Here is a 25,726-nt window from a genome sequence, read left to right as displayed (position 1 = left end):
CGGAGCCGGGTCGGACACAGCAGTTCGATGATTGACGGTATGCGCGTTGTTTCCTCCATCGCCTTACGGCGCGCGCCAATCGCGGTTTTCTGCGGGACGCCGCTGCAATGAAGGAGGACGAAGCACGTATGCGCGAACGTGGCGCCCGACAGGGTCTATAGTGCCGACATGAAGCCCATCTCACCACTCCGCTGGGACGCCTTGGCCGGTTATGCCCGCGATCCGAAGACGCTGTTCATGGCCGAGGAGGTCGGCTGGTACGAACATGCGGGGGAGCGGGTCCTCGGGTTGCTGATCCGCGATTACGAAGACAATGATTTTGCCGGCGTCGTCTTTGGGCGAGACAAAAAGCTGCGCTTTCGCTGCGTCTCCATCAATGACTTTGATTCACGGCGACGCCATGCCGAGGTGGCGCTCCGTCGCGAGATGGAACGCGTTGCGGCCGAAGACGATGCCGAATATCACCAAGGCGACGAGACCGGCAAGCCGGTGGATTTTTTTACCGCAGTCGTGCCTGAAGCGCGCTTGAACCCGACCTTCGTTAGGCTGCGCGACGAGGAAGCGTACTCGGCCGCGCGCGGCATCATCGAGCCGATGATGCGCTGGTATGAAGATGTCGACGGCAATTTCGTGGAGCAGTTCCAGACCACCGGCTTCGATGCGAGGATCTGGGAGCTGTATCTGTTTGCCGCGTTCCGGGAGATGAATTACGGCATCGAGCGCGTGCATGCCGTACCCGATTTCGAATGCGTGAACCCGCTCGCGCGGTTTGCCGTCGAAGCGACAACTGTCAATCCTTCGCAAAGCGCAACGGGAGAGGCCCTGCGCGAACCGCCGCTCGATACGGCTGAAGCTATGAAGGCCTACCTCGACGGCTATATGCCGATCAAGTTCGGCAGTGCCCTCAAATCCAAGCTGGACAAGAAATATTGGGAAAAACCGCATCTAGCCGGCATGTCGCTGATGTTCGCCATTCAGGATTTTTCGGCGCCGCCCTCCATGATTTACACGCGGTCCGCGTTTGAGCATTACATCGCCGGCTATAAGCACGATTGGGATCGCGACGAGAACGGCCGGTTGAGAATCCATCCGCGAAAGATCGGTACGCACCGTTGGGGAGCCAAGGAGATTCCCTCAGGCTTTTTTAGTCAGCCTGGAACGGAAAATATTTCAGCGGTCGCGTTTTCGAACAGCGGCACGATCTCGAAATTCAACCGGATGGGATTGCTGGCGGGATTTGGATCGAAACGCCTCAGGCTTGTCCGTCAAGGCACGGCCGTCAATCATGACCCGAACGCCGCCGAGCCGTTAACGTTCAAGCATTTCGTTAACGACCCCGGCTATTCCGAGACATGGGTGGAAGGCCTCGACTTTTGGCACAACCCGAAGGCCCTGTATCCAATCGACCCGCGCGTGCTACCTGGCGCAGCCCATCACTTGCCTCACGAAAATGGGGAGATACAGCATCGGGTGCCCGACTGGCATCCGCTGGGATCGATTACTTTGCACTGGCTTGACCGGCCAGGCCAGCAAGCCGAAGCGAAGGCATGAGCCTCGTGCGGCGCTCGGCGGTGCCGGCCAGGGCTCTACTCGCGGCGCTCACCAAGTCCCGAAGATCCCGCAATTGGGATGGCGGTTGGGCGACGATCCCTCGCGGACGCTCGCGGCAGTCACATATTCCTGTTTGACCAGTGCATCGAGGGTGCCATTATAGTCTGATATGAATTGACGCGGCCTATCTGAGCCGCAGCTACTGGCTGGACCGCGTGAAGCGCGGTTAAGTGTCTCTTCTTTCGGAAAAGCTTATGATGGTCCGCCCGTCGCTCCCTTAAGGTGTGAAGCAATAGAATACAATTATAAGTTCGGATAGCCTAGCTGCGATCCGCGATATCCGGCCTGTCCAAGCGACCTTACCTTCCGTCGAACGCTTCCGCCCATACTCCGGACCATACTCGCGAGAGGAGTTGATGCGAATTGGGATGAATGCGCCCAACTTCCAACGAACAGCTTGTCCCTGAGCTGCAATGGCTTCTGATTTCGGCGAACCTGTGCGAATGAGGGCGGACAAACGGTTTTGGACTCCCTCTCCGCCAGCAAAACGTTCGCAGATGTCCGTTGCAGTCTTCCGGCTGGCGTTCGAGCGCCTATAACGCCAGAAGCTTCGGGACGGCGTGTCGGCGTCAACTCATCCGGATCCACGCGCCCTTGGCGGCCGATGATCTGACGGCTGCATCGATGAACTTCACGCCGGCCAGGCCGTCCTCGATGGTCGGGAAGAGCACGTCGCGATCCGGCTTCTCGCCGACCCTGGCCGCGCGGATGGCGTGGGCGGCCTCGGCGTAGATGGTGGCAAAGCCTTCGAGATAGCCCTCGGGGTGGCCGGAGGGCAGTCGGGTGACACGCGCGGCCGCGCCGAGCGTGCCCGCCCCGCCGCGGGTCAGAAGCTGCTTGGGGCGTCCATAGGGCGTGAACCAGAGCTGGTTCGGATTCTCCTGCGCCCATTCGAGGCCGCCCTTGCTGCCGGAGACGCGCAAGGTCAGGCCGTTCTCATGACCGACCGCCACCTGGCTCGCCCACAGCATGCCCCTCGCGCCGCCTTTCCATCTGAGGAGGATCTGGACGTCGTCGTCGAGACGACGCCCCGGGACGAAGGTCGACAGCTGCGCGAGCAGCTCATCGAGCTCGAGCCCGCTGACGAAGCAGGCGAGGTTGTAGGCGTGCGTCCCGATGTCGCCGATGCAGCCGCCCGGGCCGGAGCGGGCGGGGTCGGTGCGCCACGCCGCCTGCTTGTGATCGCTCTGCTCCAGCCGCTCGGTCAGCCAGTCCTGGAGATATTCGGCGTGCACCAGCCTGATGTCGCCGAGCTCGCCGCTCGCGACCATCGCCCGCGCCTGCCGCACCATCGGATAGCCGGTGTAGTTGTGCGTCACCACGAACACCTTGCCCGTCGATCGGACCAGGGCCACCAGCTCTTCGGCCTCGGCCAAGGTCGTCGTCAGCGGCTTGTCGCAGATCACATGGATGCCGGCCTGAAGGAAGGCTTTCGCGACCGGGGCGTGCACGTGGTTCGGCGTGACGATCGCGACCGCCTCGATGCCGTCAGTGCGCGCCGCTTCGGCCCTGGCCATCTCTTCGAACGAGCCATAGGCGCGATCGTCGGCAAGCCCGATCTCCTTGGCCGAGGCCTTGGCGCGGGTGGAATCGGATGCGAGCGCGCCGGCCACCAGCTCGAACTGGTCGTCGATGCGCGCGGCGATGCGGTGGACGGCGCCGATGAAGGCCCCTTGTCCGCCGCCGACCATTCCCAGCCGGATGCGCGCCTGTCGACCGGCTTCATGGCTTGCGTCGATGGCCATCTGTTCCTCCCTCAGGACAGGCCCAGCATCTTGCGGTTCGCCATGTCGTCGGTGCCGGAGCCGGCGAAATCATCAAAAGCCTTCTCTGTGACCTCGATGATATGGCTCCTGATGAACTCGGCGCCCTCGCGCGCACCCTGTTCGGGATGCTTGATGGCGCACTCCCATTCCAGCACGGCCCAGCTGCCATAGCCGTATTGCGTCAGCTTCGAGAAGATCGCGCCGAAATCGACCTGGCCGTCCCCGAGCGAGCGGAAGCGGCCGGCCCGATCGGCCCAGCTCTGGAATCCGCCATAGACGCCCTGGCGCCCGGTCGGATTGAACTCGGCGTCCTTGACGTGAAACGCCTTGATGCGCTCGTGATAGATATCGATGTAGGCGAGATAATCGAGCTGCTGCAGAACGAAGTGCGAGGGATCGTAGAGCAGGTTGGCGCGCTTGTGATTGCCCACCCGCTGCAGGAACATCTCGTAGGAGACGCCGTCGTGCAGGTCCTCGCCAGGATGGATCTCATAGGCGAGATCGACCCCATGTTCCTCCGCATGGTCGAGGATGGGGCGCCAGCGCCGCGCGAGTTCGTCGAACGCAGCTTCGACGAGTCCAGGTGGACGCTGCGGCCATGGATAGATGTAGGGCCACGCCAAGGCGCCGGAAAACGTCGCATGCGCGGTGAGCCCGAGCCGCCGTGAAGCCTGGATCGCCCGCTTGACCTGATCTATGGCCCAATCGGTCCGCGCTTGCGGATTGCCGCGAACCTCGGGCGCCGCGAACCCGTCGAAGGCCGCATCATAGGCCGGGTGAACGGCAACGAGCTGGCCTTGGAGATGCGTCGAGAGCTCGGTGATCGCCAATCCGTGGCGCGCCGCAATGCCCTTCACCTCGTCGGCATAGTCCTGCGACTCGGACGCCCTACGGAGGTCGAAGAGCCGGCCGTCCCAACTGGGGATCTGAACCCCCTCATAGCCGAGCGAGGCCGCCCATCCGCAAATCGAATCCAGCGAATTGAAAGGCGCAGTATCTCCGGCGAACTGGGCGAGAAAGATGGCGGGACCCTTGATCTGCTTCATCGCATGCTCCCTTCTCCCGTGGATGCGCGCGTGCTCGCTGACCAATAGTGCCATCGGGCCGGCGCGTCCGCCACGCCGGAACCACCCCGCGTTTCACCACCAGTCTCAATTTGCTGCGTCGGACGCTCGCGCTGCGCGCACTGCAATCCCGGCCGTAACGCCGGTCCTCGGCATCCCCCCGCCAGGCTTTTCAAGGCGCGAGGCCCGTGAGATACAGTTGATGAGTGCTGTCTGCGAATGTCCCCGGTTGCTCCATCTGCCAATGACGAGCCAAGTCGATTGCGGTCCTCCAACGGCTCACCAGCACCATGAATGACGCCTGCGATGTCACTGGCCTGGGACGCACGACGCTTTGCGCATTGATGAGAACGAGGGATCACACGACGTCGATCGTCGGCGTCTGTTGGTGGGTGCTCGTGTCTACGGCGCAATCCTGCCGCGCCTTCTTTGGAGCCTGACCGGTGAGCCAGACATTCGATCGTCCCGCCGCTGATCCTGTCGCCCTCGACAGGCTCAAGGCCCGCATCCAGGCGTTGCGCGCGAAAACCATCGCCAATGGCTGCACCGAGGACGAGGCACTATCCGCGGCCGCCAAGGTCGCCGAACTGCTCGATCGCCACGACTTGTCGCTGTCCGACCTCGAGCTGCGGGCGTCGGCGTGCGAGCGCAAGGTCTACGAGACCCATCGCAAGAAGCGCATTCCGCTGGACGACTGCATCGGCGCGATCGCGCATTTCTGCGATTGCCGGGTCTGGCGCGAGAAGAACCCGGCCGGCGAGGCGAGCTATGTGTTCTTCGGCCTCCCCGCAGATGTCGAGGTTGCGCATTATCTGGCGGAATTGATCGACAACGCCGTGCGCGCCGAGCTCGGCCGCTACAAGACCTCGGCCGACTACCGCCGGTTCCGGCATCAGGACCGGCATCTCGCCAATGCCTCCTTCGCCCTCGGCATGGTGGTGTCGATCGCCGACCGCCTCGTGGCAATGAAGGCGAGCCGCGATCAGGCCAACGAAACCACCGGCCGCGGCCTGGTCGTGCTCAAGACCTCGGTGGTCGATGCCGAGTTCGACAAGCTCGACCTGAAGCTGCGGTCGGCGCGCAGCACGAGCCGGATGGTGTCGACGGCCGCCTATGAGGCCGGAGGTGCCGCCGGCACCACGCTCGCGATCAGTCCGGGCGTGAGCGGCGCCCCGCAACGGAATCGACCGAACGGGAACTGAACTCAGTCCCCAACGGTCGTTGCCTTGTCGCTGTCGCGGGCTTGCCCTCAGCTCTTCGCGCCCGGCCCCTTCAACGCATTCCAGGCCGCCTGATTGGCCTGATCGAACGCCTTGCGGGATTCGCTCAGGGCGGCGCTGAGCACCGACCAGGACTCGCTGCCCGTCTGTTTCAGCTTCTCGAGATGGGCGCCGGCCGCCGACGCATCGGATTTGAGCTGCTTCAGCACGGCGTCGAGGTCGGTGGTGCCGGCCGTCGTCACCTTGGTCGCGGCCTCGCGAAACCTGTCGGCCGACTCGCGCCAAGCCTTGGCCTGGGCGGCGGCAATGTCCTTGAAGGTCGCCTGCTGCTGCGCGGCCTGCCTGCCGGCCGCTTCGAAATAGGCACTCATCTGCGCCTCGAATCCGGCCCAGTGCGCGTCCAGTTCCGTCTTCGCGCTGGCCAGCGCGGCTTCGCCGGCCTCGGCTTGCGTCTTGAGCAGGGCCTCGAGATCGCTGCGGCGCTTCTTCAGGTCCGCCATGATCTCGCCGGTCGTCACTTTGGATGCTGCTTCGGCCTCGGCTGCCTTGACGCCGAGCGACTCCAGCGCTGCATCCATCTCATGGAGGCGCTCCCTGGCCCAGTTCAAGTAAACCTGCATCGTGCTCTGTGCCGCCATGTCTTGCTCTCCTTTGATCGCATCCTGCGACAAGCCATATAGAAACGATGGCGTTTAGTTTTGACGTGCATCAAGGGCTTGGGGTGGCGGTCTTCACGTTCGCGTGCAGGGCGGCGGGGACACCGCATGGCGGACCGCGCTGGCCGGTGCTAGTCATATCCTTCGAATACGATCGCAAGGGGCGCGTCGAGATGACCGGTGACGAATTTCGCAGCCTCGCTCTGTCGTTCGCCGGAGCGACCGAGGCGCCTCACTTCGATCGCACCGCGTTCAAGCTGCACCGGACCTTCGCGACCCTCGCCGCTGATGGCGCATCCGCCAATGTCCTGCTCTCGCCCGACGAGCAGGAGCACCATGCCGGCCTGCAGCCCGGCGTGTTTCGCCGGGTCCCCAACAAATGGGGTGATCAGGGCTGGACCACCGTGTCGCTCGCCGACGTCGATGCCGCTCGCCTGCGCAGCGTGCTCGAGAGCGCGTGGCGCGCCGCGCATCGTCCGCCGCGTTCACGCGGCCGCAGCAGGCGCTGAGCCGACCCCGGCGAAACAATCGCCGGCGGCGACAAGAACTCTCACACCCTTCGCCCGACCATCAGCAGGATGCCGCCGATCTGCGGTAGGAGCGCCAGCAGGATCAGGCGGAGCATGACGAAGTCGTCGGCGGAGGGCTTCACCACGCCGCGCGACACCCACGCCACCAGCTTGATCGCGGCCTCGGTCTGCGGATCGGCGGTCTGGCTGACCGTGGACATCGCCGCGTCCAGCGCCAGCCGGCGCTCGGCAACGGCGGCCTCGCGCTCGCGGCAGAACTTGCCGACGCCGCCCTTGCACTCGCGGTCGCGCGCGGTCATGGCGTCGGCGAGCGCGGTCTGCGCCGCCTGCACCGCGGGCGTCACGCGCGAGGCGCGCGCCAAGGTGACGTCGCTGATGTTGGTGGAGGCGAAGCCGATGCCGGCGGTGACCGCGAACACGAAGGTCATCAGCCACACCGCCCAGCCGGTCAGTGCCGAGGCGCGGTGGCGCGCCTGCCACAGCCGAGCGGCGCAGGTCGGCATCACCAGCGCGACGAGGTCGGCGGTGACGCCGACCGCCAGAAACATGTAGCCCGCGGTGCTGTTCGAGCCGAGCGAATGCGCGAACCAGCCGTTCATGGCCATGCCGACCGCGGCGAGCGCCAGTGCGGCCAGTTGCAGCAGGACCGAGGAGGCGGTGATGCCAGCGCGCGCGGGCTTTGCCGGCGTGATCGGCGCGGCGGCCGGCACGACCTCGCCCTCGGTCGCGGCCGCCGCTTCGTGCGGCGGTATCATCGCCGGCGGCGCTGCGGCCGGGATCGCCGCGGCCGCCGCGCTGGCAGCCGCTCCCGTGCGGGACGCCTCGGCAACGGCCGGCGCTTTCGCCGGTTCGTTCACGTAGTCCAGGAAATCCGGCATGATCAGCGTCTCGGACGCGAGCATCTCGTCGTCGAGCGCCGTTATCTTGGCCTTCTCGGCCTTGTCGGTCCGGGGCCGCGGGCGTGGCTTGACGACCTTGGCGCGCTTCGGACGCGGCTTGGCCGTCTTCGGCTGCTGCCAGGGAATGATGGATGCGACTACGGACTCATCAGCCATCGGGGCTGCTCCAATCGGTGGTGATGGGCGCGACTCTGCGTTTGCACGCAGCGCTGACCGCGCCGGCATCGGGTGCACGTCTGATCGGGAATCGGGCAGCGGCCCGCCTCGAAGCGGGCCTTCGTTCTTGCGGCCGGGCTGGCGTCGCGCGAAGAAATCGTTGGCATCTCCCGCGCCCTGATCCGCCGATGATGCGGAGGGCTTGCGGTCACAAGCGCCACGTAATGAGGCGGCGCCCGGAAGGTTCTGGTCCGCGCGGGGCCGGGCCGGTCAGCCGTGCGCCCAACACCCTTGTTCTTAACCAATGGTTAACACGGATTCGCCGGTTTCGAAACCGCGCCGCGCGTGTAGCGGCAGTGGCAGTGGTGAACGATGGCGACCTGCGTCTTTGGAGTCACAACCGCCGCGTGAGCGGCGTTGGGAGATCAGGCTGACGCGCAAGTCGCCGAGCAGGACGTGCGATAGTCGAACGTCGCTCGTCGAAGCGAGACCGATCGCGGCGTGCCAGGGCGAGGAGGACTGACTAGCGCGGTACCAGCATCGGCGTGCTGCTGCTTACCGAGAAGCGCCGATTGGCGGTGGTCAGCACCAGCACCAGGCCGGGAATGTCGAAGCTCACCGCGACGCCATCCACATCCTTGAAGTGCGGCAACGGGATTTGCCGAACCGTATCGCCCCGGCTGATCTGGTACAGGCCGTCATGCCCCATCGCGAGCAGATCTTCGCCCGTCTGCTGCAACCCGAAGAAGGCTGTCGTGGTCGTCCACATGCTCCCGTCCGGTCCGCCGGGAGTCGTGGCGGGACGCGCCTGGATCTCGTGGGTGTAGAGCGGGCGGACGGCGTTGTCGCACACTTCCACCATGCGCCCATGCGAACTCATGTGGATCAAGCCGATCGCGACGGCGATGCAGTCCGGTCTCCATGGAATGATCGCTATGCCGTTGACCGGATCGCACGCCGGATTCAGGTTGCCGCCGCACAGGTCGCCGTCGACATCCTCGATCTCGGATAGGATGCCGGTCAGCCGATCGATCCGCTTCAGCCCGCCGCCCCACTCGCCCACGCTATAACCGACGAAGATGTGTTTCGAGGTGGCGAGGACGGCGCCGACCGGCCAGGCCTTCAACGGCGTCGTTGGCCCTGATTCGGGCCGATACAGATAGGTGAGCGGAAACGGGAATGGTGCCTTGGGCTGCTGCCGGTCTAACGGCTGCGATGGATCGAACATGTGAGAGGACGTGACGGAGGACGGCCAGCTCAGCGCCGTCTCGGTCTGGACGCCGCCCGCTAGATTGATCATCCGCTTTACCGTCACCAGCGTGGTCGTATCGCCGGTGGCAATTGCGGTGACGAAGTTCTCGCCGTGCGTTACGATCTCACCGGTCGTTTCCCAATCGTTGCCTCGCCATCCGCGCAAAGTCCATCGCGCGTTCGGTGTCCATTGCGTGCAGGAGTCTCTTGGGCAGGTCACGATCGCCGCATGTCCGTGCTGTACGAACAGCTCGATCACGCGGTCCGGCGTCGCCACGTCGATCCCTTCACCGGCTTCCGTCATGCTCCAGAGCTGCCCGTCACTGCTGAGCAGCCACAGCCGGTCCTCGGCAAAGACAGCCCGCAGGATGCGCGAGTCCAGAACGGTGCCGCCACCGTACTTGAAGTCGCCGGCAGATGCGGACTGCGTTGGCACGGCGGCAACGGCGAGCAGCGCAAGAAGTGCCGCGGTGACAGCGGCAAGCCGGGCGATGATGACGATCAAGGCGCGACACCTCGGGTGTTCGGGTCTACGTGCGCCGATCGATACGATCAATTCACGGCGGTGAAAAGCCGCGAGGCCATGCTGCAAACCCGGCGGGGCCACATCGGTGCGGCGTACGCCAAGCCGTCCGCCGTTTTCATGGCTCGGCATCGATGCTAAGCGTCACCTCATGCCATGTCCCTGCGGATCACAGCTTCCCTTCGACCGCTGTTGCGGTCCCTATCTGCTTGGCGACGCGATGCCGCCCACCGCCGAGGCGCTGATGCGCTCGCGCTACACGGCCTATACGCGCGGCGACATCGGCTACATCGAAGCGACGCTCGCGTCCGACAGGCGTGCTGCGTTCGACCCTGTCGCGGCGAAGAATTGGGCGACGCGCGCGACCTGGCTCGGCCTGCGCATCGTCTCGTCGGTCCGCGGCCAGCCCGGCGACGCCGATGGCGTCGTCAGCTTCGTCGCCAGCTATCGCGAAGACGGCAAGATCATCGAGCACCACGAGGTCTCACAGTTTCGCCGCGACGACGACGGCGCCTGGCGCTTCGTCGAGGGTGACGCGCGCGCCGCCGTCACGGAGCCGAAGCGGGCGGCTGCCACCGCGAAGGTCGGCCGCAATGATCCATGCCCGTGCGGTAGCGGCAAGAAATACAAGTTCTGCTGCGGGCGGTGAGCGCGGCGGCATGTCTCGATCGCGGTGCATCGCTGTGTTGATAGGAGGGGGGAGCCGCGACTGCGGACTCGTCAGGTGCTTCCGTGCCCCCGCGCAGGCCGGCGCGCCGGCGCTCCAGCCGCTGGCGCCGGCGCCAATCTCGCGACGACGGTCCCGCGTCGCCGGTCTTCCCGCGCCCGCTTAGTTGCGAGCGCGAATGAGAAGCAAAGATCGGACGCATGTGGCGCGAACGATCGCGCGGGCCTCATTGTGGCCGGCGGATGTCTGCTCGTTTCCGTCGCGCGTCAGAGCCGGGGCGTCACGATGCCAACAGAGCGGAGGACTTCTCTGCCACCGCCTTGACTCCGCCCAACCGGGCTGGCCTAGAAGGACGTAGTTCCTAGCGGGGGTGGTATCAGGTGGCGGAGTTGGACGAGGCGGTCCGGCAGGACGAACGCGAGCGGCCGCAGGTTGCCGCAACCCTGTCGCCGGCAACGAAGGCGCTGTCGCCGCGCAAGGCGGCCATCCTCGACCATGCGAACCATTTCGCCGATGCGCGCGCCGGCTGGCGCGACAAGGCGGCGTTCTTTCACGGCGAGGATGCGTGCTATCTGCGCTTCCTGATCGCGCCGGGCAGCCGCGTGCTGGAGATCGGCTGCGGCCTCGGCGATACGCTGGCCTCGCTCGCGCCGTCCTACGGCGTCGGCATCGACTTCAGCGAAAAGCAGATCGCGATCGCTCGCAGCCGGCATCCCGAGCTGACCTTCATTCTGGGCGACGCGGAGGATCCGGCCACGCTCGCCGCCGCCACCGGCCCGTTCGATGTCATCCTGGTGCTCGACACCATCGGCTCGCTCGACGACTGCCAGCAGTTCATCGCGCAGTTGCACCCGTTGTGCACGCGCGAGACGCGACTCGTCATCGGCTACTTCTCGCACCTCTGGTATCCGCTGCTGAAGGCTGCGGAAGCACTGAGCCTGCGGATGCCGCAGCCGGAGCAGAACGTGCTGTCGCCGGCCGACCTGCGCAGCCTGGCGCACCTGGCCGATTTCGATCCCGTCAAATCGGAGCAGCGCGTGCTGTCGCCGCTCCGGCTCTACGGCCTCGGCCGCTTCGCCAATCGCTTCCTCAGCGTGCTGCCGGGCCTGCGCGCGCTGGCGCTGCGACATTATCTGGTATCGCGATCGATGCGCTGCGTCAGCGACGACGTCCGCTCGGCGACGGTGGTGATCCCGGCGCGCAACGAGCGCGGCAACATCGAGCCGGCGGTCCGGCGCATCGCCACGTTCTGCAACGACATCGAGATCATCTTCATCGAGGGCCACAGCCAGGACGGCACCTATGAGGAGATGGAGCGGGTGCGCGCGGCGTTCCCCGATCACGACATCAAGCTGATGCGCCAGCCCGGCAAGGGCAAGGCCGACGCGGTGTTCACCGCGTTCGACGCCGCGCGCGGCGACGTGCTGATGATCCTCGATGCCGACCTCACCATGCCGCCGGAGCAATTGCCGAAATTCTTCGAGGCGCTGCGTTCCGGCAAGGGCGAGTTCATCAACGGCTCGCGCCTGGTCTATCCGATGGACGAGGGCGCGATGCGCTTTCTCAACCTCATCGCCAACAAGACCTTCTCCTACCTGTTCTCGTGGCTCCTGAATCAGCGCTACACCGATACGCTCTGCGGCACCAAGGTGCTCCGCCGCAGCGACTATGTCAGGCTCAAGGCCGGCAAGGCCTATTTCGGCGATTTCGATCCGTTCGGCGATTTCGACCTGATCTTCGGCGCCTCGAAGCTGAACCTGAAATCGATCGACCTGCCGATCCGCTACGCCGCGCGCAGCTATGGCGAAACCCAGATCTCCCGCTTTCGCCACGGCTGGATGCTGCTGAAGATGGTCGTGTTCGCGTTCTTCAAGATCAAGGCGATCTGAGGATGGCGTGCGCGCGCGGACCACGCCTGCGAGGTGGCGCCGATGCGCTTCATTGGAGTTCCCGCCGGAGCTGCTTGTGATCCGCGGTGACGGCCCTTCCCAAGATGCCGGCCAGAACTGTGCGACAAAGGACATGCCGCGCCGCGACGCGCTCGACCGCCTCACCCCGTTCGGCTGGCGCGGCGGCGTTGCGATCGCGCTGCTGCTCTCGCTCGTGTCGTTCCTGACCGCCGGCTATTTCACCGTCTATTGGCGCAATGCCGACATGGACTTCATGGTGATCTACAACGCGCTCGCCATGAACGACGGCGGCGCGCAGGTGTTCTTCGACCACCCGGCCTATCTCACCATCCTCTCGGTCGAGACCTGGTTCGCGCTGCTGCACCGGCTCGGCCTGCTCGACGCCTGGACGTTGTCGGCGATCCCCGCCGACCGCGCCGCTTTCGACGCGGCGATGACCAGCGCCGTCCATGCCGGACGCGTCGCCGCGCTGCTGACGGCCGCCGGCATCATCCTCGCCTTTGCCTGGGCCGCGCGCCGGCTGGTGTCCGATTGGCGCATCGCCATGCTCGCCGTCACCGCCTTCGCCTTCTCCGGCGGCGTGCAGATGCATCTGCGCATCCTGCGCAGCGAGATGATCGCGGCGTCGTTCTGCATCCTCGCGCTGATGATCCTGATCGCTGTGGCGCGCCGCGCCAGCCTGGCGCGGCCGCTCGCCGTCGGACTCGCCGCGCTGCTCTGCATGCTCGGCCTGGAGAACAAGGTGCATGCGATCCTGCTGATCGCCGCCATTCCTGTGCTGGTGTTGCCGTTCGGGACGGCGGCGAGCGCAAGCGTGGCGTTCTGGCAAAGCTCGCGCGCGTGGGCGGCCGTCATGGTTGCAGCCGTGGCGGCAATCGTCGCCGCGATCGCCGCCTGGCCGCTGATCGCCGCCGGCTTCGATCCTGTCAATGCAACGGCTGCCGGGCTCAAGCCGATACTGTTCGGCCGCTTCGGCATCTATCAGTTCGCGCTGCTCGGCGTGGTCGCGGCCTGCATGGTCGGCTTCGCGTGGCGGTGGCGGGTGAGCGCGGCCGAGACTGTCGCGGCACTGCTGGCGGCGGTGGCCGGCACAAGCCTCGGCGTGCTGGCACTGAAGCTGAGCTACGACATCAACGATGTCGTGGTCGTGCTCAATCCTCTCGAGAAGATGATCACCTATATCGACGCGCCCGAGGCCGCCGGCAGCCTCGCCGGGGCAGTCGGCCTGCTGCTATCGGGGGTGCTGGGGGTCATCCGGCGCTACACCTTCGTGCTCCAATCGTCGGCCCGCCCCGCGGTGTTCCTGACCTGGCTGGTCATCCCCGGCATCGTCATCGCCTGGCGCCGCGGTGAGCGGCAGGCGGCCATCCAGGCCGTCCTCCTGATGCTGGCGGCCATCGGCATCGACACGCTCGGCGTCCGCCGCGGGCTGAAGGTCGAGTACTTCGTCTTCACCGATCCCCTGATCATCATCGCCGGCATGGTCCTGCTCGATCGTCTGTCGGACCTGCGCTTCTCCCGCTTCGCCTATCCGATCGGCGCGGCGCTGCTCGCGCTCCATGTCGGCATCAGCCAGGCCGAGCCGGTCAAGATGGCGCTCAAGCGCAGGGGGCCCGAGGAGGTCTGCGAGTGGCGCGGCTACTACATGCCACGGCTGGCGCTGCCCTGGTGCGCGCCGCCGAACAGCCCGCCGAGAACGTGATCGAGCGAGATCTTTCCGCCGCCATGGGCGATGAGGCCCAGCGCCATCGCCGCCCAGGTCAGATGGATCGGCCAGCCGTCGGGCACTGTGAGCTCGACGATGCACGTCATGAACAGCAGGCCGAGCGCCGCGAAGCGGGTGCCGAGGCCGAGAATGAGCAGGACGGGGAAGCCGACCTCGCCGCAGCCCGACAGGAACGCCATCACCGTCGGCATGGGAAAGTGATATGGCCCGCCGGGTAGATGCAGCATGAACTCGTCGCTGAACAGGGTCACGGCGGTGTCGCTCAGCCTGAGAAAGCCGTCCCATTTGAGAATGCCCGAGCGCCAGAACGGCACGGCGAGCGCAATGCGAGTGACGAGCTGGACCAGGGTGAGCGGGGTCGCGCTCTGCAGCAGCCGCACGGCCTGGCCGACGAGGGAAGGCAGCGACAGCGTCGGGGTCGGCGCCATGGAGTGGTCCGTCGTCATCATGCGTCCTCGAAAGTGATGTCCGTGAAGGCGCCGGCCTCGATCAGGCCGGCTACGTTGGCGGCGAGATCGAACTCCGGCGCGGCCTCGAACGCGGCTTCCGCAGCGACGTCGAGCGGCTGCCGCGCGACCAGCAGGCTCGCGAAGATCGCGCCGCCTCGTGGCAGGTGACGCACGACGACGTCGAGCGCGGGCCGCGTGATCAGCGCGTCCTCCGGAACCGAGCCATCAATGCGCGGCACCGGGGCATCGCCGCGGTTGGCCGAGAAGATCGTGACCGCCGCGAAATCCGAGCGCACGATGCGGGTGGCGGGATGAGCGGCGAAGCGCAGCATGGGCAGCCGCTCGGGCGGCACCGTCGCCAGCGTGGCGCCGTCGAGCGGCGCGGCGTCTGCCGCGTGATAGGCGTCGAGCCAGGCCCGCTCGATCTGTGCGACGTCCGTCAGGAACGGCATCGTTCGGGCGTGCTCGTACGCTGCAATGAAGGCGGGGAAGTCGCGTCCATAGTCAAAGAGCAGCGGCGACGTCGGCGGCGTTTCGCGCACATGCGCCCGCGCCATCGCGCGGAAGAAATCGGGGCCGGTGATGCGCTGCACCGCCGGATAGATCGCGATGAGCGACTCGATCAGGCTGACCGTGACGTTGTTGCGGTAGACGTTGAACCGACGCCCGGCCGCCTTGGCCAGCGGACCCCCGACGGCGACAGGCGTCGCGCGATCCGGCGTCAGCAGCGCCGCGGCGAACTGGATGGCGTAGTCGGAAACCTGCTCAGGCTGCGGCATCACGCACCTCCTGCGAGCAGCCGGAAGCGTGGTCATCGAGAATCGTCTGCGCGGCCGCGGCCTCTGCCTTCAGCACCGGCCAGTCCGGAATGTTGCTGTCCCATTCGATCAGCGTCGGCATCGGACCGTTGCGCGCGATCACGCTGGCGAACAGGGCCCACACATCGTAGGCGACGGGGCCGTCATGGCTGTCGATCAGCAGCGGCTCGCCTTCATCGTCGGCCTGCACGGCGTGACCGGCGAGATGGATCTCGCCGACAGCGGCGAGCGGAAAGTCGGCCAGATAATCCTGTGGCGAGAAGCCATGATTGATCGCGGAGACGAACACGTTGTTGAGGTCGAGCAGGAGCCCGCAGCCGGTGCGGCGGACGATGGCGCGGATGAAGTCGGTCTCGCTCATCGTCGAGTCGTGAAAGGCGACGTAGGTCGACGGATTTTCCAGCAGGATCGGCCGGCGGATCGCGCTCTGCACCTCGTCGATATGGTCGCAGACCCGTGCCAGCGTGGCGGTCGTGTAGGGCAACGGCAGCAGGTCGTTGAAGAACGTCGTATCGTGCGTCGACCATGCCAGATGCTCGGAGACCAGGCTTGGCTGATAGCGGGCGACGAGCTTGCGGAAGCGCGCGAGGTGGTCGCGATCGAGCGGCTGCGGGCCGCCGATCGACATGCAGACGCCGTGGATCGACAGCGGATGATCCCTGCGGATCGCCTCGAGCTGACGATGCGGCGGCCCGCCGGCGCCCATGTAGTTCTCGGCATGGACCTCGAAGAAGCCGCGCTGCGGCGCCTCGGCCAGGATGGCGGCCAGGTGCGACGGCTTGAAGCTGGTCCCGGCGACGCCGCCGAGAGGTGGCGGAAAGCGAAGCGGCATGGTGGGGCCCGGTGCAGGGGGGGCATCGGTGCGCATGCTGCGTCTCCGCTTTCCGCTTGGGGTGAACGAGAGCGATCAGATCGGCTTCAGCGAGCCCTTGCGGCCGCCGGGCACGTCGATGCTGGTGCAGGTGCCGCCCTGGACGAATTTCCACGCGTTGCCCTGGAAGTCGATCGTGGAGGTGCCCTGGCAGGTCGTGCCGGGACCGGCGGCGCAATCGTTCTGGCCCTTCAGGGCAACGCCGAAGCATTTCTCCTTCTTGGCGGCCATTGCGGCTTCCGCTTCGGCCTTCGTCAGTGGCCCGGCCATTGCGAGGCTTGCGAGCGCGGTGCTGACGGCGCCGGCGAGCGCCAGCGTGGTGACGGTTCTCTTGGCGGGCATGACGATTCCTCTCGTGTTCTGCATCGCTCGCTTGGCGATGCGCATCTCTCCTTCGCCCGCAGCCACGAGAATGTTACGCGGCGATTCCGCTCACGACCCTGTGAGCGGTATTGCGTGCTTCGGAGCTGCGTCCAATCGAACGCAGGCGGGTTCGAAGTGCCAATGCTTTGCAGGCATCATCGACTTAGCCAGCCGGCATTGGTGGCGCACGTCATGAGAGCGCAGTCTGGCGGCTCCCCGTCGGGCGCAGCCCCGCGCGCCGATCGGTCCGATCGGAGATCGACCTGCGATGATGGCGAGCGAAAACAGCCGAGTGCCGCGCCGAGACGCCGCCGGCGAGCGGTTGACCGTCAGCATCCGCTTCGCCGTGTCGGCGCTGGTGCTGACCGCGATCCTGCTGACGGCGCTGGCCTCGAGCCTGTTGTGGTGGCGCACCTCGGAGGCGATCAGCCGTCAGCTCGCCAGCACCATCAATGCGCAGATCGCGAGCGCCGTGCGCAAGGAGGTGAGCGCGATCGTCAGCGAGGCGCGCGCGGCGCACACCGCCATCCGCACGCTGTTCCTGCAGAACGTGCTCGACACCCGCGAGGCGGACAAGCGCGAATTCGTGTTCCTGTCGCAGCTGCAGTCGCAGGCGACGATCTCATCGGCGGCGTTCGGCTGGCCCGACGGCTCGTTCTTCGCCGCCCACAAGCTCGGCGACCGGCGCCTGGAGATGATGGAGATCTCACTGACCGATCATCCCGGCCAGCGCCGCGTCGATGAATACGATGTCGTGCCCGGCGATATCGAGTTCGCGGCGCGCCGCTTCGAGCCGACCCGTTTCAAGGTCGCCGACCAGCCCTGGTTCAAGGAGAGCCTCGCCGCGGACGAGCCGCGCTGGTTCAGCGTCGACGTGCATCCCGGCGGTGACCGTCCCGCGATCGCGCTGGCGGGGCCTATCGATGTCTATCAGGAGCGGCAGGGCGTGCTCGCCATCATCATCGAGCACGCGCGCATCTCGCGCTTTCTCGCCCAGCTCCAGGTCGGCCGCACTGGCAGCGCCTTCATCCTGGCGCATGACGGCGGCGTGGTCGCGGCGCCCGACGAGACCGCCGACGAGGTCAATGCCGGGCAGGGCCGCCAGCCGCTGCTGCCGGTCGCGCAGCAGGCGATGCGGTCCTCGCCCGCAGGCGACGAGGCCTGGCGCGGCCGCGTGCAATCGGGCGGCGGCGCCTTCGAGGTCGCGCGCACGGCGCTGCCGTTTCCCGGCTGGTCGCTGGTCACGGTGATTCCGGAAGCGGAATTTCTCGGTCCGGTCGACGCGGCGCTGCGGCGCGTGATCGTCGGTCTCGGCATCGGCGCCGTGCTCGCGGCGCTGGTTTCCGCCGCGCTGGCGCGTGCCGTGATCGCCGCGCCGCTCGGGCGCGTGGTGGCCGAACTGCGTCACGTCGAGGCCTTCGCGCTCGAGCAGGTGCGCCGCCATCCGTCGCGGCTGCGCGAGATCGCGAGTCTGTCCGGCGCCATCGCCGAGATGGCCGGCGGCCTGTCGTCGTTCCGCAAGTTCATTCCCGCCGATCTCGTCCGGCAATTGCTGCGACAGGGCGTCGATGCCAGGCCGGGCGGCCATGTCCAGGAGCTCAGCGTCATGTTCATCGACATCGCCGGCTTCACCGGCCTGTCGGAGCGCATGGGCGACCGTGTCGTGCCGCTGCTGTCGCGCTATCTCGACCTGATCTCGGCCGTCATCGTCGATCACGGCGGCACCATCGACAAGTTCATCGGCGATGCGGTGATGGCGTTCTGGGGCGCACCGGCCGCGCAGCCGGATCATGCGGGTCTGTGCTGCCGCGCCGCGCTGGCGTGCCGGGATGCGGTTGCAGCCAGCCGCTTGTGCGACGATGACGGCCGGCCGCTCGCGATCCGCATCGGCATCAACTCCGGTCCCATGCTGGTCGGCAACATCGGCTCCGAGCTGCGGCTCAACTATACGGTGATCGGCGATGCCGTGAACGTCGCGAGCCGGCTGGAGGGCGCCAACAAGATCTACGGCACCGATATCCTGATCGGCGAGGGCACCGCGCGGCTGGCGGGCGAGGCGTTTCTCACCCGCGAGATCGACCGTATCGCCGTCTATGGCCGCGAGGAGGGCCTGCGCGTCCACGAGCTGGTCGGGCTCGCGGGGAATGACGCAACGCATGACATGCACTGGATCGCGCACTATGCGCGCGGTCTTCGGAACTATCGCGCGCAGGACTTCGCAGCGGCGATCGCGGCTTTCGAAGCCGTCCTCGCGCTCAAGCCGGGCGATCGCGCCGCCGAGGTCATGATCGCGCGCTGCAGGCCCCTGGCAGGCACGTGGCCGGATCGTCATTGGCACCCGGTGACGGCGCTGCCGACGAAGTAGCGGTTGCCGGGGCCCGGCTAGGCCGAGCGCCTCTTGCCACGCAGCGGCCGTCGTCCGGCAAACACCGCGGCGAGGTCCTGGGTCGGCGTCGCCGCGTCCTGGTCGAGCCGCAGCCGGCCTTCGACATGCAGGAAGTGCTCGCGCGACACCGCGATCGCGCGCATCAGGTCGCGGTCGCGCAGCGCCGCGACGATCGCGCCGTGCTCGTCGACCGCGCAGATCGACTGCGCCGCCGGCTCGTACACCGACACCATCACCGAGGAGCGGCTGAGCAGATCGCCGAGCATGCGCGACAGCTCGGGATTGCCGATGGAGTCGACGAGATGGACGTGGAAGGCGCCGGACAGCCGCACCGAGGTCGCGCGATCGCCGCGCTGTGCCGCCGCGCGCTCCTCCGCCAGATGCGCATCGAGCCGGGCGAGCAGGAGATCATCGACCCGCAGCACCAGCTGGCTGAGCACGCCGGCCTCGAGGACGCGATGCGCCTCATAGACTCGCCTGACATCATCGAGCGTCGGCCGCGGCACCCGTGCGCCGCGGTTCGGGATCATCTCCAGCCGCCGCTCGGCGCCGAGCCGGTGCAGAACTTTTCGGATGCGCTCGCGCGACACGCCGAAGATGTCAGCCAGCGGCGTCTCGGCGAGCTTGGTACCGGCCTTGAGCTTGCCTTCCAGCAGCGCACGCAGGATGGCCTGATACACCGCCTCGTCCTCGGCGGGATTGGCCTTTCCGATTCGCTGCGCTCGCATCGCCATGGCGAACTGCTAGGCCCAAAGGCGCGGCACGTCACCTCCAAAAAATGTGCACATTCTGCTCGCAGCCGGGCAAGGCTCGGATCGAGAGATAGCCCAGAACGCTGATCTCATTACCGAATCAAGAAATGTGCACATTTGGCACGGCGCTTGCTGATCCTGGGTGACACGCCACGCGACAGCTCACACGGGATCCTCTCATGCACCCCTTCTCCCGCCGCAGCCTCCTCAAGACCGGTGCGGCCTTCGCCGCCACCTTCGCCGCGCCCGCTTTGGTGCGCGCCGCCCCGAAAGAGATCGTGATCGGCGGTCCCGCCGGCGCCGCCAAATATTTCAACTCCGACCTGTTTCCGGTGCTGGAGAAGAAGCTCGACTGCAAGGTGCTGTACGAGGGCACCAACTCGCTGACCAACCTGCAGAAGATGCAGGCCGACAAGGCCAGCCCGAAGATCTCGGTTGTGATCATGGACGACCCGGTGATGCTGCCGGCCGCGGCCGAAGGTCTGATCACCAAGATGTCGTCGTCGGCGATTCCCAATCTCGGCAAGCTTGTCGGCGATGCCGTGCACCAGGACGGCATGTGGGCCAACTATCAGAAGCCGTGGGCCGGCATCGCCTATTCCACCAGGCGCATGAAGACGGCACCTGGCAGCTGGGCCGAGCTGTGGGACGCGAAATACGACTCCAAGATCGTCGTGCCGTCGCTGTCCAACACCGAAGGGTTCTGGACCTTGCTCGCCGCCGCGCATCTCGAGACCGGCAAGCCCTACAAGGAGGCGCAGTACGAGATCGACGCCGGCTTCAGGAAAATCAAGACTCTGAAGGCCAACCTGCTGAACGTCTATACCAACGCGCCGCAGGCCATCAATCTGCTCGAGCAGGGCGAGGCCTGGATGATCGGCGGCCAGTTCTCGGCCTACACCTTGATCCGCAAGGCCGACGGCTCGCCGGTCGACCTCGCGATCCCGAAGGATGGCGGCTTCTCGATGCCGTCGGGCATCGCCAAGGTGAGCGGCGCGCCGGCCGGCGATCTCGCCGACGCCGTGATCGACTTCTACCTCAGCCCAGAGGCGCAGAGCATCCTCGCCAAGACGGCCTTCATCGCGCCGACCAACCAGGCCACGCCGCTGCCTTCAGGCTATCCCGATCCCGCGACATTGTTCGCGCCCGACTGGGCCTTCATCGCCAAGAACCGCGCCGGCTGGGTCGATCGCTGGAGCAAGGAGATGACATGACCGGCGCGCCGCATCTCGTCATCAGCGGGGTCTCCAAGCGGTTTGGCGCCGCGACAGTGCTCGATCGCGTCGATCTCACGATCCGCCGCGGCGAGCTGGTGACCCTGCTCGGCCCGTCCGGCTGCGGCAAGACCACCTTGCTGCGCGCGATCGCCGGCCTTGCACCGCCCGACGCCGGGACGATCGCGCTCGCGGGGCGCGACGTCACCCATGTGCCGCCGCACCGGCGCAATGTCGGCGTCGTGTTCCAGAGCTATGCGCTGTTTCCGCATCTCACCGTTGCCGGCAATGTCGCCTTCGGCCTGAAGGTGCGCGGCACGCCCAAGGCCGAGATCGATCGTGCGGTGGAGCGCGCGCTGTCGCTGGTCAAGCTCGGCCATCTCGGCAGCCGCCGCATCTCGGCGCTGTCGGGCGGCCAGCAGCAGCGCGTCGCGCTGGCGCGCGCCATCGCGGTCGAGCCGGACGTGCTGCTGTTCGACGAAGCGCTGTCGGCGCTCGACCGCAAGCTGCGCGAGGAGATGCAGGTCGAGCTGCGCCGGCTGCTGCAGGAGGTCAAGGCAACCGCGATCTTCGTCACCCACGACCAGGACGAGGCGCTGACCATGTCGGACCGCGTCGCGGTCATGAACAAGGGCCGCATCGAGCAGCTCGCCGAGCCGCGCGAGCTGTATGCCCGGCCGGCCAGCCTGTTCGCGCTCAACTTCGTCGGGCTGTCGACGCGCATCGCCGGCCAAGTGGTCGGCGCGCAGGACGGCACGGTGGAAGTCGTCACGCCGGTCGGCCGTCTGTCGGCGCGCGGTGCGTTCCAGCCCGGGGCCTCGGTGATCGTGGTGACGCGGCCGGAGCAGCTGCGGCTCGGCGTTGGAGAGGGCGCCAACTCCGCGGCCGGCCGCGTTCGGTCGGTCGTGTTCCAGGGCTCGCGGACCCTCGTGGACGTCGATGCCGGCGCAGGCGCGAGCCTGCTCGCCGAACTGTCGGGGCGTGAGGCCGAGGTGCCCCGCGTGCACGACGAGGTCCGTTTCGCCTGGCCCGTCGCCGAAACCTTCGCCTTTGCCGCCGAGACCTGACCATGACCGACGCCGTGCTGCCAGCGCCCATCGTCAAGACCACGCCGGATCGCGAGCGGCTCGCGGCGTTCGGCTTCGTCGCGCCATCGCTGCTGATAACTGCACTGGTGTTCGTGCTGCCGCTGGCGCTGCTGCTCGGCGTCAGCGTGCTCGATGCCAACGGCGGCATCACGCCGGCGAACTACACGAGGCTGCTCGGTACGCCCTATTATCTCGGAATCATCTGGAATTCACTGCGGCTCGGCCTGCTGACGACGCTGATCGCATTTTTCATCTCCTATCCCGCGGCCTTCGCGCTGGCCCGCGCACGTGGGCCGCTGCGCTCGATCCTGCTGGCCACGCTGTTCCTGCCACTCGCCGCCTCGGTCATCGTCAAGGCCTTCGCCTGGACCATCCTGTTGCGCAGCGACGGCCTCATCAACACGGTGCTGATCGCAATGGGGATCATCGAGGATCCGATCCGCATGATCTTCACCCAGACCGCGCTGATCGTCGGTGCCGTCAACATCTTCCTGCCGTTCATGGTGCTGCCGATCTACGCCGTCGTGGCGCAGCTCGACGGCCGCTACGCGGAAGCCGCGGCCACGCTCGGCGCCTCGCCGCTGGTCGTGTTCTTTCGCGTCATCCTGCCGCTGACCCTGCCCGGCATCATCGCCGGGGTCGCGCTGGTGTTCTCGCTGTCGGTGTCGGCCTATGTCGTGCCGACGCTGCTCATCGGCGAGAAATATCCGACGCTCGCCACCACCATCGCCAAGGCGTATCTGCTGGCGCGCGAGCCCGGCTTCGGCGCGGCCGCCGGCGTCGTGCTGTTGGCGATCGCAATCATCGTCGTCGCGCTCAGCACGCTGCTGTCACGGGAGCCGAAATGATGTCGCGCCTCGCCATCGTCGTCTGCTGGGTGCTCGCGATCGGGCTGGCGCTGTTCCTGCTGCTGCCGCTGGTCGTGATCGCCGCCGCCTCGTTCTCGCCGACACCGGTGTTCGATCTGCCGCTGTCGGGCGCGTCGCTGCGCTGGTATGGCCGGATCGGCCGGCTCGACGGCTTCTGGCCGTCGCTGGTCCTGTCGCTGCAGATCGCCGTGCTGTCGACCGCGCTGTCGATGGTCGCCGGCACGCTCGCCGCCATCGCCATCGCGCGCGGCAGGCTGCCCGGCGCGACCGCGCTGGGCACGCTGCTGGTGTCGCCGCTGATGATGCCCGGCCTCGTGCTCGGCATCGCGCTGCTGCAATATTTCCGCATGGTCGGCTTCACCGCGACCTGGAGCGCGCTGCTGGTGGCCCATCTCGTGGTGACGCTTCCTTACGTGGCGCGCACCATGATTGCCGGCTTGTCGCGGTTCGACTTCACCCTGATCGAGGCGGCGCGCACGCTCGGCTGCACCTATGCCGGCAGCGTTCTGCGCGTGATGGTGCCGGCGCTGGCGCCGTCGTTCCTGATCGCAGGGCTGTTCAGCCTGCTCGCCTCGTTCGACAACTATCCGGTCTCGATCTTCCTCACCGACGTGCGTTCGAAAACCCTGCCGATCCGCATGCTGCAATATATCGAGGAGGCGCCCGATCCGACCTTGGCTGCGCTCTCCACCCTCATTCTCGCCGGCACGCTCGTGCTGCTGCTGATCAGCGATCGCCTGGTCGGCCTGCACCGCTTGGCCGGAACCGCGGATTGACATGATGACCTCACAGCCTGCCTTTCGCCGCGATCTCACCGGCTATGCCGGCAGGCCGCCGCATCCGCGTTGGCCCCACGACGCCCGCGTCGCGGTGTCGCTGGTGGTGAATTTCGAGGAGGGCTCTGAATTCTCGGTGTGCGACGGCGATACGAGCAACGAGGCGATCTACGAGGTCGTGCACCGGCTCGACGGCCCCGATCCCTGCATCGACAGTCATTTCGAATACGGCACGCGCGTGGGTTGGTGGCGCCTCATGGGTCTGTTCGACGCGCACGGCGTCAAGGTCACCGTCAGCGCCTGCGGCCGCGCCGTGGAGCGCTCGCCGCAGCTCGCCCGCGATGCCGTGGCGCGCGGCCATGAGGTCTCGGCGCATGGCTGGCGCTGGCAGAGCCACGCCGGCATGGGCGAGACCGAGGAGCGCCGCGTGATCGCGCGCACGGTGGAGACGATCCGGCGCGTCACCGGCCAGCCGCCGCTGGGCTGGCACACGCGCTCGGCGAGCTCGCCGAACACGCGGCGGCTGCTGGTCGAGCAGGGCGGCTTCCTCTACGACAGCGACGCCTACAACGACGACCTGCCATATTATGTCGCCGTCGCCGGCCGCCCGCATCTGGTGCTGCCCTATTCCTTCGACAGCAACGACATGCAGTTCTTCAACGGCTCGCGCTTCCGCGGCGCTGATTTCGCCGACTACGTCATCGACGCCTTCGACTGGCTGGTGCGCGAGGGCGCGACCGCGCCGAAGATGCTGTCGATCGGGCTGCATCTGCGCATGATCGGCCGTCCCGGCCGGATCGGCGCGCTCGACCGCATCCTCGCGCACATCGCCGGCAGCGGCGCGGCGTGGATCGCGCCGCGCGCCGACATCGCCCGTCACTGGCTGGCGACGGTGCCGCCGCCCGCCTGAGCGGCGTCAATCGTCGTTTGCGATGTCGTCGTCGGTCAGCGGTACCTCGATCGTGCCGCCCTCGCCGGTGGCGAGGTCGCGCTCGTCGTCCATGTCAGCGTCGTCGGCCGGCCCGTCGAGCGGCCGGAGTCCGCGATCATGCCCGTTGCGTGGTGTCATGGCAGGTCCTCCCACGGGATAAGGCCGGGATCGAGCAATGGTTCAGACCGAGAGCGCCGCGTCGCGGCGCTCTGGCGCAGGCCGCCATGGCCACCTACATCTGCGAGGTCATGGTCGATCCCGCCGCGCTGAAATCCTTCCTCGACAGCCACCGCCGCATCGTCGTGCTGACCGGCGCCGGCTGCAGCACCAATTCCGGCATTCCCGATTACCGCGACAGCGACGGGCAGTGGAAGCGCACGCCGCCGGTGACCTACCAGGCCTTCGTCGGCAGCGACGAGACGCGCCGCCGCTATTGGGCGCGCAGCATGGTCGGCTGGCGCCGCTTCGGCCGCGCCCAGCCGAACGGCGCGCATCATGCGCTGGCGCGGCTGGAGGCGCAGGGCCGCTGCGCGCTGCTGGTGACGCAGAATGTCGACCGCCTGCACCAGGCCGCCGGAACCAGCAACGTCATCGACCTGCACGGCCGGCTGGACCGCGTCCGTTGCATGGGATGCGGCGCCATGCTGTCGCGGACGGACTTTCAGGACGAACTGGCCCGCGCCAATCCGCACTGGCTGGCGCACGACGCCGCCGATGCGCCCGACGGCGATGCCGATCTCGACGGCGTCGATTTCGCCACGTTCACGGTGCCCGTGTGCCGGGCCTGCGGCGGCATCCTCAAGCCCGACGTCGTGTTCTTCGGCGAAACCGTCCCGCGCGAGGTCGTCGCCACCGCGCGCGAGCATGTCGAGCAGGCGGACGCCATGCTCGTCGTCGGCACCTCGCTGATGGTCTATTCCGGCTTCCGCTTCGTTCGCGCCGCCGCCGACCGCAACATCCCCATTGCCGCCGTCAATCTCGGCCGTACCCGCGCGGATGATCTGCTGTCGCTGAAGGTGGAGGCGCCGTGCGACGAAGCGCTGGCGTTTCTGCTGCAGGACTAGGGTGGGCCACCCTCTCTCCGCCGTCATGGCCGGGCCTGACCCGGCCATCCATCTCTTCGGTGCTTCAGAATGTGGATGCCCGGGTCAAGCCCACGGCTGTCCGGTTCAGGCAGGCTGGACAAGGCGCATGGCGTGGATTCTTCTGCGGTCTTGAGCATCGCCAAAT

General features: G+C 67.0%; 24 protein-coding genes. 13 read left to right on the top strand and 11 right to left on the bottom strand.

Going from position 1 to position 25,726, the window contains the following annotated elements:
• Positions 1-168: 168 nt before the first annotated feature.
• Positions 169-1,551 (top strand): hypothetical protein, encoded by a 1,383-nt coding sequence (locus ACQR1X_RS28005; RefSeq protein ID WP_434900048.1) that lies wholly within the window; start codon positions 169-171, stop codon positions 1,549-1,551.
• A gap of 629 nt (positions 1,552-2,180) precedes the next feature.
• On the opposite strand, the gene ACQR1X_RS28000 is transcribed toward ACQR1X_RS28005, so the two are convergent.
• Together ACQR1X_RS28000 and ACQR1X_RS27995 are read right to left on the bottom strand one after the other, a co-directional pair.
• Complete coding sequence (locus ACQR1X_RS28000; RefSeq protein ID WP_434900047.1) at positions 2,181-3,356, bottom strand: Gfo/Idh/MocA family protein; 1,176 nt, start codon at positions 3,354-3,356, stop codon at positions 2,181-2,183.
• An 11-nt stretch (positions 3,357-3,367) separates the two neighbouring features.
• Positions 3,368-4,423, bottom strand: coding sequence for a sugar phosphate isomerase/epimerase family protein (locus ACQR1X_RS27995; protein WP_434900046.1), 1,056 nt, complete (start codon positions 4,421-4,423; stop codon positions 3,368-3,370).
• Between the two features lie 461 nt (positions 4,424-4,884).
• Between ACQR1X_RS27995 and ACQR1X_RS27990 the strand changes: the two genes are divergently transcribed.
• Positions 4,885-5,643 (top strand): DUF7168 domain-containing protein, encoded by a 759-nt coding sequence (locus ACQR1X_RS27990; RefSeq protein WP_316215536.1) that lies wholly within the window; start codon positions 4,885-4,887, stop codon positions 5,641-5,643.
• Between the two features lie 47 nt (positions 5,644-5,690).
• Here ACQR1X_RS27990 and ACQR1X_RS27985 read toward each other — a convergent pair whose 3' ends face one another.
• Positions 5,691-6,299: a hypothetical protein gene (locus ACQR1X_RS27985; RefSeq protein ID WP_434838896.1), complete on the bottom strand. Its 609-nt coding sequence runs from the start codon at positions 6,297-6,299 to the stop codon at positions 5,691-5,693.
• Between the two features lie 191 nt (positions 6,300-6,490).
• On the opposite strand from ACQR1X_RS27985, the gene ACQR1X_RS27980 reads away from it, so the two are divergent.
• Entirely contained in the window at positions 6,491-6,826 is a 336-nt protein-coding gene (locus ACQR1X_RS27980) for an MmcQ/YjbR family DNA-binding protein (RefSeq protein ID WP_316180365.1), read from the top strand.
• Between the two features lie 41 nt (positions 6,827-6,867).
• Here ACQR1X_RS27980 and ACQR1X_RS27975 read toward each other — a convergent pair whose 3' ends face one another.
• Entirely contained in the window at positions 6,868-7,902 is a 1,035-nt protein-coding gene (locus ACQR1X_RS27975) for a hypothetical protein (RefSeq protein WP_434895379.1), read from the bottom strand.
• Between the two features lie 523 nt (positions 7,903-8,425).
• A complete protein-coding gene (locus ACQR1X_RS27970) occupies positions 8,426-9,658 on the bottom strand; it encodes a hypothetical protein (RefSeq protein ID WP_434838858.1) in 1,233 nt (410 codons plus the stop codon).
• A 169-nt stretch (positions 9,659-9,827) separates the two neighbouring features.
• Here ACQR1X_RS27970 and ACQR1X_RS27965 point away from each other — a divergent pair, with 169 nt between their 5' ends.
• From ACQR1X_RS27965 to ACQR1X_RS27955, 3 genes are all read left to right on the top strand, one after another.
• A complete protein-coding gene (locus ACQR1X_RS27965) occupies positions 9,828-10,325 on the top strand; it encodes a YchJ family protein (RefSeq protein ID WP_434874227.1) in 498 nt (165 codons plus the stop codon).
• A 398-nt stretch (positions 10,326-10,723) separates the two neighbouring features.
• Complete coding sequence (locus tag ACQR1X_RS27960) at positions 10,724-12,232, top strand: glycosyltransferase (RefSeq protein WP_434900045.1); 1,509 nt, start codon at positions 10,724-10,726, stop codon at positions 12,230-12,232.
• A gap of 133 nt (positions 12,233-12,365) precedes the next feature.
• Positions 12,366-13,955 (top strand): hypothetical protein, encoded by a 1,590-nt coding sequence (locus tag ACQR1X_RS27955; RefSeq protein ID WP_434895377.1) that lies wholly within the window; start codon positions 12,366-12,368, stop codon positions 13,953-13,955.
• Here ACQR1X_RS27955 and ACQR1X_RS27950 read toward each other — a convergent pair.
• The 4 genes from ACQR1X_RS27950 to ACQR1X_RS27935 are packed head-to-tail and all read right to left on the bottom strand — an operon-like array spanning position 13,895 to position 16,459.
• The gene (locus tag ACQR1X_RS27950; protein ID WP_409997873.1) at positions 13,895-14,425 is read right to left on the bottom strand and encodes a DoxX family protein; all 531 of its coding nucleotides are present in this window, start codon (positions 14,423-14,425) and stop codon (positions 13,895-13,897) included. The two genes, ACQR1X_RS27955 and ACQR1X_RS27950, sit on opposite strands and share 61 nt — an antisense overlap.
• Positions 14,425-15,207, bottom strand: coding sequence for a DNA-binding domain-containing protein (locus ACQR1X_RS27945; protein WP_315800667.1), 783 nt, complete (start codon positions 15,205-15,207; stop codon positions 14,425-14,427). Before ACQR1X_RS27945 ends, ACQR1X_RS27950 begins: the two co-directional genes overlap by 1 nt.
• The gene (bufB, locus tag ACQR1X_RS27940) at positions 15,194-16,114 is read right to left on the bottom strand and encodes an MNIO family bufferin maturase (protein WP_434895376.1); all 921 of its coding nucleotides are present in this window, start codon (positions 16,112-16,114) and stop codon (positions 15,194-15,196) included. Before bufB ends, ACQR1X_RS27945 begins: the two co-directional genes overlap by 14 nt.
• 39 nt (positions 16,115-16,153) lie before the next feature.
• The gene (locus ACQR1X_RS27935) at positions 16,154-16,459 is read right to left on the bottom strand and encodes a BufA1 family periplasmic bufferin-type metallophore (RefSeq protein ID WP_315800665.1); all 306 of its coding nucleotides are present in this window, start codon (positions 16,457-16,459) and stop codon (positions 16,154-16,156) included.
• 292 nt (positions 16,460-16,751) lie between these two features.
• On the opposite strand from ACQR1X_RS27935, the gene ACQR1X_RS27930 reads away from it, so the two are divergent.
• Positions 16,752-18,845 (top strand): adenylate/guanylate cyclase domain-containing protein, encoded by a 2,094-nt coding sequence (locus ACQR1X_RS27930; protein WP_434900086.1) that lies wholly within the window; start codon positions 16,752-16,754, stop codon positions 18,843-18,845.
• A gap of 17 nt (positions 18,846-18,862) precedes the next feature.
• On the opposite strand, the gene ACQR1X_RS27925 is transcribed toward ACQR1X_RS27930, so the two are convergent.
• On the bottom strand, positions 18,863-19,600 hold the full coding sequence (locus ACQR1X_RS27925) for a GntR family transcriptional regulator (protein ID WP_315800664.1): 738 nt from the start codon (positions 19,598-19,600) through the stop codon (positions 18,863-18,865).
• A gap of 197 nt (positions 19,601-19,797) precedes the next feature.
• Here ACQR1X_RS27925 and ACQR1X_RS27920 point away from each other — a divergent pair, with 197 nt between their 5' ends.
• Genes ACQR1X_RS27920 through ACQR1X_RS27900 form a run of 5 tightly spaced genes read left to right on the top strand, consistent with a single transcriptional unit; the run spans position 19,798 to position 24,475 of the window.
• On the top strand, positions 19,798-20,832 hold the full coding sequence (locus ACQR1X_RS27920; RefSeq protein ID WP_434900044.1) for an extracellular solute-binding protein: 1,035 nt from the start codon (positions 19,798-19,800) through the stop codon (positions 20,830-20,832).
• The gene (locus ACQR1X_RS27915) at positions 20,829-21,899 is read left to right on the top strand and encodes an ABC transporter ATP-binding protein (RefSeq protein ID WP_315800662.1); all 1,071 of its coding nucleotides are present in this window, start codon (positions 20,829-20,831) and stop codon (positions 21,897-21,899) included. The genes ACQR1X_RS27920 and ACQR1X_RS27915 overlap by 4 nt, the downstream gene beginning before the upstream one ends.
• A 2-nt stretch (positions 21,900-21,901) precedes the next feature.
• Complete coding sequence (locus ACQR1X_RS27910) at positions 21,902-22,768, top strand: ABC transporter permease (protein ID WP_434900043.1); 867 nt, start codon at positions 21,902-21,904, stop codon at positions 22,766-22,768.
• On the top strand, positions 22,768-23,565 hold the full coding sequence (locus ACQR1X_RS27905; RefSeq protein ID WP_434900042.1) for an ABC transporter permease: 798 nt from the start codon (positions 22,768-22,770) through the stop codon (positions 23,563-23,565). The genes ACQR1X_RS27910 and ACQR1X_RS27905 overlap by 1 nt, the downstream gene beginning before the upstream one ends.
• A 4-nt stretch (positions 23,566-23,569) precedes the next feature.
• Positions 23,570-24,475, top strand: a complete 906-nt coding sequence (locus tag ACQR1X_RS27900) for a polysaccharide deacetylase family protein (protein ID WP_315800659.1) — start codon at positions 23,570-23,572, stop codon at positions 24,473-24,475.
• 6 nt (positions 24,476-24,481) lie between these two features.
• Here the strand turns inward: ACQR1X_RS27900 and ACQR1X_RS27895 are convergent, their stop codons facing one another.
• The gene (locus ACQR1X_RS27895; RefSeq protein ID WP_434890090.1) at positions 24,482-24,634 is read right to left on the bottom strand and encodes a hypothetical protein; all 153 of its coding nucleotides are present in this window, start codon (positions 24,632-24,634) and stop codon (positions 24,482-24,484) included.
• A gap of 86 nt (positions 24,635-24,720) precedes the next feature.
• Between ACQR1X_RS27895 and ACQR1X_RS27890 the strand changes: the two genes are divergently transcribed.
• Entirely contained in the window at positions 24,721-25,560 is an 840-nt protein-coding gene (locus tag ACQR1X_RS27890) for an NAD-dependent protein deacetylase (RefSeq protein ID WP_434900041.1), read from the top strand.
• Positions 25,561-25,726 lie beyond the last annotated feature (166 nt).

It is taken from the genome of Bradyrhizobium sp. HKCCYLRH3073 (assembly GCF_051167995.1).
In the GTDB taxonomy this organism is placed as follows: Bacteria; Pseudomonadota; Alphaproteobacteria; order Rhizobiales; family Xanthobacteraceae; genus Bradyrhizobium.
This window is presented reverse-complemented; position numbering and strand designations above follow the sequence as displayed.